Source organism: Novosphingobium sp. 63-713, from assembly GCF_001898925.1.
Taxonomy (GTDB): Bacteria; Pseudomonadota; Alphaproteobacteria; order Sphingomonadales; family Sphingomonadaceae; genus Novosphingobium.
In genome coordinates this window covers 1-10,914 of record NZ_MKVS01000012.1, presented here as the reverse complement: position 1 = coordinate 10,914, position 10,914 = coordinate 1, and the positions used below count along the sequence as shown (strand labels likewise).

At 57.0% G+C, this 10,914-nt stretch carries 7 protein-coding genes and 1 pseudogene; 4 read left to right on the top strand and 4 right to left on the bottom strand.

What is annotated here, in order from left to right; genetic code table 11:
* Positions 1-660 (top strand): annotated as a pseudogene (locus tag BGP00_RS07610) (conjugal transfer protein TraG); the annotation flags it as partial.
* 11 nt (positions 661-671) lie between these two features.
* Here the strand turns inward: BGP00_RS07610 and BGP00_RS07605 are convergent.
* The 4 genes from BGP00_RS07605 to BGP00_RS07590 form a co-directional block, all read right to left on the bottom strand.
* The gene (locus tag BGP00_RS07605; protein WP_292687910.1) at positions 672-1,019 is read right to left on the bottom strand and encodes a hypothetical protein; all 348 of its coding nucleotides are present in this window, start codon (positions 1,017-1,019) and stop codon (positions 672-674) included.
* 91 nt (positions 1,020-1,110) lie between these two features.
* The gene (locus tag BGP00_RS07600) at positions 1,111-3,237 is read right to left on the bottom strand and encodes a DEAD/DEAH box helicase (protein WP_292687912.1); all 2,127 of its coding nucleotides are present in this window, start codon (positions 3,235-3,237) and stop codon (positions 1,111-1,113) included.
* A 65-nt stretch (positions 3,238-3,302) separates the two neighbouring features.
* The gene (locus tag BGP00_RS07595) at positions 3,303-4,607 is read right to left on the bottom strand and encodes an ATP-binding protein (protein WP_292687914.1); all 1,305 of its coding nucleotides are present in this window, start codon (positions 4,605-4,607) and stop codon (positions 3,303-3,305) included.
* A complete protein-coding gene (locus tag BGP00_RS07590) occupies positions 4,607-7,294 on the bottom strand; it encodes a TerB N-terminal domain-containing protein (protein WP_292687916.1) in 2,688 nt (895 codons plus the stop codon). The genes BGP00_RS07595 and BGP00_RS07590 overlap by 1 nt, the downstream gene beginning before the upstream one ends.
* 213 nt (positions 7,295-7,507) lie before the next feature.
* Here BGP00_RS07590 and BGP00_RS07585 point away from each other — a divergent pair, with 213 nt between their 5' ends.
* From BGP00_RS07585 to BGP00_RS07575, 3 genes are all read left to right on the top strand, one after another.
* On the top strand, positions 7,508-10,282 hold the full coding sequence (locus BGP00_RS07585) for a DNA methyltransferase (protein WP_292687918.1): 2,775 nt from the start codon (positions 7,508-7,510) through the stop codon (positions 10,280-10,282).
* Between the two features lie 84 nt (positions 10,283-10,366).
* Positions 10,367-10,660 carry a type II toxin-antitoxin system RelB/DinJ family antitoxin gene (locus tag BGP00_RS07580; RefSeq protein ID WP_292687920.1) on the top strand — a complete coding sequence of 98 codons (294 nt, stop codon included), beginning with the start codon at positions 10,367-10,369 and terminating at the stop codon, positions 10,658-10,660.
* A partial coding sequence (locus tag BGP00_RS07575; RefSeq protein ID WP_292925730.1) for a type II toxin-antitoxin system YafQ family toxin occupies positions 10,644-10,914 on the top strand: 271 nt, incomplete at its 3' end. The genes BGP00_RS07580 and BGP00_RS07575, both read left to right, overlap by 17 nt.

The following is a 10,914-nucleotide window of genomic DNA, read 5'->3' as shown; positions in this document are numbered from 1 at the left end:
GGCACCTTTCACCGGGTCGAGAACTTCTCGGAAAAGCGCCACGCCATCGAGCGCGACTTTTCCGAGGCGCAATCGCTGGAGCGGCAAGCCACGCGCTCGGATGAGGTCGGCTCGCGCCTCGAACGCATGGCCTCGCTCTCGCGCAGCAACGGCTACCAGATCTCCGACGACATGAGCCAGGTCATTGCCTCGCGATATGCCGAAATGGCCGCAAGCCCTGAGTTCCGCGATCTGGGCGCGCCATCACTCACCAACACCACACCATCCCCCCATCAGCGCGAAGTCCGCAACATGATCGTTGGGCGAATTCTTGAGCAATATGCGGCCGAGGGTTTGGCGCCGGTTCGGGCGGGTCTGGTGGATCCCGCGACAACGATGGGTACTGTGCCAGCACCCGCTGAGTTTTCCATGCCGTCGGCAGCGCCACGGCCGCAGGGCCGCCGCAGCGCAGGATTAGCGCCCGGCCGCACACCTCGTGGGTCAAATGCTGATTCGGGAACGGGCCATCATGCGCCGGGCGATGAGGCGGCCAGAGCGGCGATCCAGCGTGGGGCGGCACAAGTGGCTGGAGATGATGCGGCGGCCAGACGGGAGTTTGGAGCAAGGGCGACGTCTGCAAACGCCGACGGAACTAAAATTCGTGATGACCTCAAACCCTAATGTGCAGTAGGCTATTTCTGGGCTTGAAAAGCGGGATCTGCCTGGAAGGCAGAATGGACCCGATCAAGCCTCTCGGCGATTTCTTGACGTTGCTGATGGTCCCGAAAGGCATAAAGCCCCCCGAAAATCGCGACCGCAATCAAGATGAACGGCACAACAATCATGACCGCTGTGGCAATCTTCCTCTGCCACGCAATGGCCTGCTGGCTCTTCATGAACGTCGGGATGCGGTCATACTCGAGCGCCATCAGCGCTTCGGCCTTCGACCCACGGAAGCCAGCCTCGCGCAAGGCTGCGTTCTCAGCCGTCAGTTGGTCGACCTGAGCCTTGAGCTGGGCGATTTCGTCTATTTCTGGCATAGCAATAGAATAATCGAAGACGGAACATATTGCAAACAAAACTCTGCATCGATCGATTAGCGAGTGACGCTAGGTGCCCCATCGACAAACCTCAGATCCCTTGAACCAGTGCGCTATCAGAAAGAATATTCTCTGCAAGCGCAGGCAAACTGTTTTCATCGAGACGAACCGCCAATACGTCGATCTCGAGCAACGCTTTTGAAAGATAGGGGTGGAATTTTTCCGTCATCAAATTTGCATTACCCGCAAACAGCTTGGCATCGGCACCGTCTGCGAGGTCTTTCAGTGCAGCTTCCAGAGGCTGCGTGCTCTTCGCGATCAAAACCTCAAGAAAGCCATCGAAGATTTGGACGGTAAAGCCCCGCGCCCTCAACGCAAAGGCGAGGGTGGTTGTTTTGACCGTACCGCGGCCGGTAGCGACGATCCATTCTCCTTCGCCGATTTGTGCGATCCTTCCATGAGAGAAGTGCATCTGGGCGAAGTTTGAGCGCGCTTCCGACAGTAGGTCCCGGGCCGTAGCGTCCATATAGGTGGGGCTGTCATTCCGCTTTAGGACCGAAAACATCCTTTCAATCACGACGTCATGGATGATGCCGGCATCACCGCCAAAAATCGGTGGGGTGCCGGCCTTGGCGGGCGTGACAAGAATGACCTTGGCACGATCATCTACCTCTTGGACCAACCAGCGCCGCCCTGAAAATATGAGCATCATGCCCGGTGCGACCATATTGTCGACTGGCAGAGTGCCCAACTCCTTTCCATCCGAAATCAGCCGGTATTCTTCCGGTGTCTGGAACACGGCATAGAAGCTGTAATGGGAAACCAAAGTTTCCCCCATTGGCCCCAACAACAATAGGCCGTCCTTGGCCTGTTCAATCAGAGCGGGATCTGCCTGCCCCATGGCGCGCAAGACCTCGGCAAAAATGGCTGAACTGACCTGGCGGAACGGTCCGTCCTGACAGAGCACACGATAGAGCCGAGGGGCATGGGCGCCACCTTTTTCGGCTATGATCGACAATATCTGATGCACCAGAGTCGAAAGGTGCAAAGCCCCCGATTGCGCAGGCTCGCACCATTTTTCGAGTAGCAATTCGATCATGGCGGTTGACCGGATGAGGCCTAGCCTGAGCCTGTCCGCAAAGCTGCTTTTCGAATCGAGCATGGCTTCAACGGCATATTGGCGAAGGATGGCCGGCTTGCCAGCGCGGCGCCCAGATCTCCCGAGGCGCTGCCTGAGAGAGGCAACGCTGAATGGGGCGCCAATCTGCGCCACACAGCTTACATCCCCGATGTCGATCCCAAGCTCCAGTGTGGAGGTGCAAATCGCAGTAGTAGGCAATTTGCCATCCTTGAGCCTCCGCTCGACTAGGTCGCGATGATCACGGGAAAGGCTGGCATGGTGAGGATAAAATTCCTGCGGGAGGCGGGCGTCCTCGCACATAGTCCGCAGCCGATCAGCGTAGATTTCAACTGATTGGCGTGAACCTGCAAAGACCAAGTTATCGGTGCCACGCAGGTGATCGAAAATATGCTTCGCAATGAGCTCTGTTGGCGCCGGGATGCTTTTGTCAGAACCGCCTGCGACGTAACCACGCAGTTGCAATCGAAGCTCGGCCTCTCCCCCGTTCGCTTCAATCACTTGAACATGAGCAGCGTCATCAGGGCGCAGATAAACACAAGCCTGTGCCATATCGCCCAAGGTCGCTGAAAGCCCTATTCGCCTGACTGGCCGGCCGATGGCCAGTTCCAGACGCGTGAGCAGTGAGCGCAGTTGAACGCCGCGCTCACTGTCGAGCATGGTGTGGACTTCGTCGAGTACGACCGCGCGTACAGAACGGAAAAGCCGCGGAACATCAAGTCCACGGCGAATGAATAAAGCTTCCAGCGATTCAGGCGTGATCAGCAAAATGCCGCGCGGGCGCTTGGTCGCCCGGGTCTTGATCGAAGCAGCAACGTCACCGTGCCAAGGCACAACTGGAAGTTCCGCCTCTTGGCAGATTGCCTCCAGTCTGTTTGCCTGATCGGTTATCAGCGCCTTGAGCGGCGCTATGTAGAGTAGATCAAACCCTCCAATTCCGCCTACCTCCGCTTCAAGGACTTCGGAAATCAAGGGCAGGAAAGCAGCCTCGGTCTTGCCTCCCGCTGTCGATACGGCAACGATCACATCGGCCTGGCTGTCCCTGATGACATGAATCGCCCTCGTCTGAATATCGCGCAATTCTCGCCAGCCCTGCGCCCGGATCCATCGCTGGACTGGCCTGGCGAGTTTATCGAATGCGGACGTCACAAACGGAAAGCGGCGAGGTCATCGTCGACTGGTGCAGCACCGACTTGTTCGTCGATGTCAGCCATGTCATCGCCCCGGTCCTCCATGACCTCAATCTTCTCGATCAGGTCGGTCCATTCAATGCCCGGGTTTTGCTGCAAGACTGCCACCATGTTGACGAAAGCCGTCACGGTGTTTCTGGGCGTGCGGAAATAAGCCTCCCCGATCCGCGAAGAGCAATGCGCCATGAATGCCTCCAAACTGGCATCGGGCAATGCATCGTCCTCCCCCTGCATGATCGCGCGAATGTTGGACAGAAGGACGAACAGGTCTTCCGGCGTTAGACTGGCAAGGCGAATGACTGGCCCTGACAAATCGATCAGGCCGTCACGAGCGAACGTGTTTTCAGCCAGTCGGGATTGCAATGCCTCGTAGCTGTACAAGCCGCGGCGGGTGTTCATCAGGAACTCCGGCGTGCCTCCCAATAGAAAACCCAGATGTTCGGCGCTGCCCTGAAGCACGTCATTGAGAATCCGCAGAATCTGCTCATAATTGGCATTTCGAGCCTGCGCCGAGCTTAGCTTGAAGAGGTTCACCATTTCATCCAGGCCGACGAGCAAGCCCTTGTATCCCGCCTCGCAGACGAAGGCAGACATCAACTTCAGATGATCATAAACGCTCGCATCATCAACGATCGTGCGGACGCCAAGCGCTTTGCGGGCATCGGTCTTGGTTGAGAATTCGCCACGCAGCCAACGCAGAGCGGCGGATTTCAGATCCTCATCGCCTGCCTCATGCCCCTCCCAATACCGCCGAATCACCTCCGCGAAATCGAAGCCACCCGTCATTTCCTCAAAGTGGGAAAGGCGCTCCCGGATCACACTTCCAGTCAACTGATCTTTGGCTTCCGCCTCCTGCTGCACCTGACTGACAAAGCGCTCAACCACGCTGGTCAAGGCTCCGCCATCAGGCTTGGAGCGCGTGGCGAGATTCCGGGCCATTTCGGCATAGAGGCTGCGCGCCTGTCCGCTCGTCGCATGTAATCGGCGGTCCGGCGCGAGATCTGCAAACATGACAACCAGCCCCTTTTCCAGCGCCACCAGCCGGATGAGGTTCATGAAGAAGGTTTTGCCAGAGCCATATTCGCCGATGATAAACCGAATGGCAGAACCGCCATCAGCTATCCGATCAATATCCTTGACGAGTTCCTCGATCTCGTGCGCCCGCCCGACCTGGAGATGCCTCAAGCCCAGCTTCGGGACAACGCCTGCGCGGAGCGCCTGAACGATGGCGTCACGTTCGCGGGGTTTAAGCTTCGACATCAGGCTACCTCTTTCTCAAATTGCGTTTTCAGCGCTTGCGCGATGTCATCCGTGACGTCGTAACCGTCATGCTCATCCAGCAAGGCTTCGTCATAGGTCGCAAACGACCATTCGTTAATGGCCTCAAGCGCGCCCAAACGCATCAGGCCGTGCCGCTTGGCCAGATCTGCGAAATCGTCCTCGCTCCAATAGTCCTTCGCTATAAGATCGCGGACCAAAGCGGCGCATTTTGCATCAAGGCCAGCAATGGGTGACACTGAGGTGCTGGGCTCTGGCTCGACATCCGGCTCACTCTGGAAAATTTGTCCAAGCACGGAAGAAACTCGGGCCGTATCAGAGCGTATGGCAGCGATCCGGTTCGGATCAAGCTGCGACTCTGAAGTCGAAGGTTCGTCTGGAATGGCCTCTCCTGGCGCGCCCGGTTCTGCCGCCTTCACGCGCACCGGGGCGTCGGAGACTTCGCCGGCATGCAAATCAGAGTAGACGGTTGAGGGGTCAAGCCCAAGAATGCGATAGATCCTTTCGATTCCGGCCACCTCCTCGGTCTTGATCAAGCCGTCGGCATGAGCAATCGCAATCATTGCAGATCGCAAGGCCATCTTCTGATCGCCATCGACATCCTTGAGTCGGCTTCGCAAGGTCGCAATATCGGCCGGAACAGCCAGAAACCAATCCAAATTGGCCTTAAGCAACCTGCACTCGAGCGCAGAAACGTCCCTCACTCGTGCTATCCGGTTGAACAGAGCATGCCGCTCACTCTCGCTCACTTGGCCATCGGCTTGTGCAATAAAGGCGCCAAGCGCCAACTCGATCAAGGCTTTGCGATATGCGGTGGACGCGGATTCGGCATCCCAGGATCCATCCCATTCAAAAAGGACGACAGGCTCCCCTTCTTTCGGCATGCGAAGCCCATATCGGGGATCGGGTGCCAATCCGAACCCAAGACTGCCCAACGCGTCGGCCAAGTCGGTTAGCTGGCGCTTGGTTATTTTTCCTACTGCTTGATTCCCAATCTGGCCGAACACCTCGCCCACGGGAACCAAACCTCCCGCTTCGATGCGAATCTTGACCCAATTGATCAGATCCTGACGCTGCTCGGATGGGAACTGGTCCCAAAGGCAGGTTGGCAACAAGGCATGGGCCTCAAAACTCCCTTTGCGTTCCGGGTTGCGCCCCAGAAAGCGACTGAGCTTATCCAACTCGTCCATCGCCTCATCGGCTATGGCCTGTGCCAGAGTGACTGGCTTGGTTAGACCCGAAACATCCAGCACAGGCCGCCCGTTTGCCGTCACTGGCAGATCTCTACTGAACTCGCCGGAAGCAGCGCGATAGCTACATTTCAGTTGTTTTTTGGATTTTGCGACCTTCAAACCCTTGGGATACCTCTGGTCAAATTTTTTACAAAAGAGCGCTTTAAACTCATCCTCGCAGCGGTGCGCTGGTGTGCGAAGCCGCTTTTCGCCGTGGCAAAGGAACCAACTCAGCAGCCATTCGGCGCTCAACGGAATGTCATTGGCGATCATACCCCCAAGCGTGACCTTCAAAGAGAGCGGAAGCTCCCAGGTCCAACTCTTGAACACGGGCGCTTTGAGATCGTCGGCACTGAGGACGAGGCCGGCGACGTCAATGAAATCGCCAAGGTAGCGCTGGACAGAATGGTTCGCACTGAACAGCTCTCGCAGGCGCTGAACCTCAGCGAGAATCTCTCGTTTTTCATCCTCAGGTGGATTGTCGACGAGAAAGCGGCGCTCTAATCCATAAAAATAGAGAAACATATAGCCGGGGTTAATGGTGGGATCCGTGGCACCATCTGCCAGCCAGTCGAGATAATTTGCCCGACAAGCAGCCGAAATACTGGAATACCCAGGCCAATACGGCATGTAATCGTCGCTCTTGCCTGCACCGACGGACGATACCTGCTGTTTCTGATCGATATAGGCACGGCAACACTCGCCATAGCCTCCACCGATCACACTTGGAGCTACCCCAACGTAGACCATCCCCGGCAAGACCCGACCGGCGACAAGAACCGTCTGGCCCTTTGGCACCCAGCCTTGCGAATGGCTGGCCTGCTGGATTTTCTGGACTGATGCTGTTCTGCGCTGTGCAGCGTCTGCCAACGCAGAACGAGCCTCACGCCCAGCCTGAATAAGCTGCGCGTTGTCCTGATTGGGCCGATAAACTGGCAACGGCGGACGGACTTTAGGCGCTCGAACAGCGTCTCCACGAGGCTCACAGAAATTTGCGTCCGACACCAGTGGTTTGCTTTCTTCACGGGCGAGACGTTCGGCCCTCTCCCGGGAAGACTTTATAAGATCGGCATTATTTTGTTTGGGCCGATAAGGTATCAAAGAAGAATGCCCGCCACCCTGAGGTCTCAAGGTATCGCCAGAAGTGCCAGTGACGCTCAGGCTTTGCACACCATCTGCCGACTCACGGGCAATTCTTTCCGCTCTCGCCCGCGATGCCTTGATGAGCTCGGCATTATCTTGTCTTGAATGGTATGAAGGACGATTTGTGATCTTTTTTTCAGACACTGATCGCCTCCACCAAACCACGCCTCCTGGCACACCAAACGCAAACAATATCTGCATGCCCGCCGGCCAGCTTTGCAGCGCAGTGGCCACAACAAACATGCAGGCAATGAAAGCCAGAACATAGGTCAAGACCGCCTTGAATAATTTCAAGTCCAATTCCTTCTGGTGACTGCTTCCGCACAATACCCTGCGGGCGCTATGCCGCAAGTGGCGCAACGCGCGAGAAGCAGGCAATTTAAGGAACTTATCAGAAAACCTATTCGGTTACGGAATGCCGACCGACCTGAACATTCCGATATATTCGCGCCTGATGGACTGGTCGCCCGCTTGCGGCAGATGCCGCAACTGGCCTAGTGATCGCCCATGAACGCCGTTGAAATTGAACAAGCCATCACCGATCTTGCCGCCGCCCCGTTTGATGCGGCGGAATTTCCGTATGCCTTTCTGGAAGCCTTTGGAAACAAGGCCACTACGATCAAGAAGCTGCGCACTGGCGCTTCGAATGGCTCGGACGTTCCGGGCGGCGTCCTTCAGCGCAGCAACATCCACATTGCCACCTGCCCAGCGGGCGAGGTCGACGCCACGCTTCAAGCCTTGCGCGCCAGCCCCAAGACCACCGCCGCCAAGGCCAAGTTCATTCTCGCAACCGATGGCGCGGATTTTCAGGCTGAGGAACTGGCCAGCGGCGAAACCGTCGCCTGCAAGTATGCCGACTTCCCCAATCACTTCGGCCTGTTTCTGCCCTTGGCCGGCATCACCACGGTCAAGCAGATCCGGGAGAGCACGTTTGACATCCGGGCGACGAGCCGCCTCAACAAGCTCTATGTCGAGCTGCTGAAGGACAATCCCGACTGGGCGGCTGCCGAGCGGCGCGCCGACATGAACCATTTCATGGCGCGGCTGATCTTCTGCTTCTTTGCCGAGGATACCGACATCTTCAACGGTCAAGGGCTGTTCACAGCCACGGTCGACCGCATGTCGGAGCGCGATTCCAGCAACACGCATGACGTCATCAGCACGATCTTCAAAGCGATGGACACGCCAACGCGCCATGAAGGCAAACTGGATGACCGCTATCGCAAGGCTGCTGGCACGCCGCGCTGGGCCGACGTGTTCCCCTATGTCAACGGCCAGCTCTTTTCGGGCAGCACCGAGGTGCCGCGCTTCAGCCGCATTGCCCGGTCTTACCTGATCCAGATCGGCAATCTGGACTGGCAGAAGATCAACCCCGACATCTTCGGCAGCATGATCCAGGCCGTGGCTGACGATGACGAGCGCAGCGCACTGGGCATGCATTACACCAGCGTGCCCAACATCCTGAAGGTGCTGAACCCGCTGTTCCTCGACGATCTGCGGGCGGCGCTGGAAGAGGCGGGCGACAATCCGCGCAAGCTGCTCAACCTGCGCAACCGGATGGCGCGCATTCGCGTGTTTGACCCGGCCTGCGGCAGCGGCAATTTTCTGGTAATCGCCTACAAGCAGATGCGCGAGATCGAGGCGGTCATCAACGCCCGGCGCGGCGAGGCGGACCGCAAGAGTGTGATCCCCGCCACCAATTTCCGTGGCATCGAACTGCGCCCCTTCCCCGCCGAAATCGCCCGCCTTGCACTGATCATCGCTGAATTCCAGTGCGATGTGCTCTATCGCGGTCAGAAGGAGGCGCTGGCCGATTTCCTGCCGCTTGACAGCCAGAACTGGATCACCTGCGGGAATGCGCTTCGGCTGGATTGGCTAAGCTTGTGCCCGCCCACAGGGACCGGGGTGAAAGTGCATGGCGATGATCTGTTCAACACGCCTCTGAACCAGACCGAGATCGATTTCGAGAACGAGGGCGGCGAGACCTATATTTGCGGGAATCCGCCCTATCTGGGCAGCAAATGGCAGTCCGAGGAAAATAAATCCGATCTTCGCAGCATCTTCGATCACCGCGTTAAAAATTGGAAATCGCTCGACTACGTTGCAGGCTGGTTCATGAAAGCTGCTGATTATGGCACAGCGACTACTGCCACCACGGCCCTCGTGTCTACAAATAGCATCTGCCAAGGATTACAGGTTTCGATTTTGTGGCCCCTGATTTTCAATACCGGCCATGTAATCACTTTTGCGCAAAATTCATTCAAATGGTCCAATCTCGCCAGCAATAAGGCTGGCGTTACCGTTTCCATTATCGGAATGTCAAACAACCCACAAAAAACAAGAACACTATTTTCTTCGACCGATGACGGAACCGTCGTCGCCAAGCAGGTCGACAACATCAATGCATATCTGGTTGCGGGCATTTCTCGGGAAGTAGAGGCCTCAAGCAAGCCGCTAACCGAGGTTACCGAGATGCAGGTTGGCAATCACCCATATTATGGCGCGGCCTTAATTTTCACAAAGGCCGAAGGCCAAGACATCATCCGAAAATACCCCGAGGCATCACGGTTTGTGCGCCCGCTATACGGGTCGCAGGAGTTCATAAATGGTGCTCCACGTGCATGCCTTTGGATAAGTGATGCAGACATAAAAACTGCGACCAACATTCCGTTAATTGCAGATCGGCTTCTCGCTTCTGCTAAAGCACGGAGAGATGCCAAGCAGGATAAAACTGCTCAAAAACTTGCAGACACACCTCATCGATTCCGGGAACAATTTTCATCGCAAAAGCGCACACTAATTGTTCCCAAAGTCAGTTCAGAGAATAGGCCCTATCTGCCCGTTGGCGTTCTTGAACCAGAAGCAGTCATTCAGGAAAAAGCTTTTGCCCTCTATGACGCCCCCCTGTGGAACATGGCATTGATCGCCTCACGTCTGCACTGGGTCTGGATCGGCACAGTCTGCGTGCGTATGCGCACTGACTTTTCCTACTCAAACACCCTTGGCTGGAACACCTTCCCCGTGCCCAAGTTGACCGAGCAGAACAAGGCCGACCTCACCTGCTGCGCCGAGGATATCCTGCTGGCGCGCGAGGCGCATTTCCCGGCCACTATCGCGGATCTCTATGATCCCGACACCATGCCGGAAAACCTGCGCCACGCGCATGAACGCAATGACGAGGTGCTGGAGCGCATCTACATCGGCCGACGGTTCAAAAACGACACGGAACGCCTGGAAAAGCTGTTCGACCTCTACACCAAGATGACCGGCGGCCCAAAATGAACACATTGGGCAGCCGCATGACTGCCGCTTGGTTGACTTTTGGCGCTTTTGGCATATCTCTCATTTGAGATACAGGAGCCCCAAATGAACGCACCCCATGTGCCGTCTCAAAGCTCCATGCTGCATATACGCATGGACAATGAACTGAAGGCCAAGGCCACCGAAGCGCTGGCAGCCATGGGGCTGACGGCGTCTGATGCCGTGCGCCTGCTGTTTCACCGCATCGCGGTCGATCAGGCGTTCCCACTGGAGCTGAAGGTGCCCAACGCCGAAACCCGAGCCGCGCTGGATGAGGCGCGTGCCATCATCGCCGAGCGCCGCGCCCGCTTTGCCAATCCTGATGCCATGTTTGCCGAACTCGATGGCAAAGAAGGATAAAGCGGCGACGCTGCCGCGCACGTTCGATCTGGCCAAGGCTTTCAGGAAGGATTGGGAGCGCCTCTCTCGCTCTGGCCGCTACGACATGCGCCAGCTCAAGGAGGCGATGCTGCTGCTGATTGCGAACGATGCCCCGCTGCCTCCTGAATGGCGGGACCACGCGCTGAAAGGCGAATGGGCAGGCACACGAGAATGCCACATCGGCGGGGATTTCCTGCTGATCTACGAAGTGGACGACACAGCGGGACCGGGCG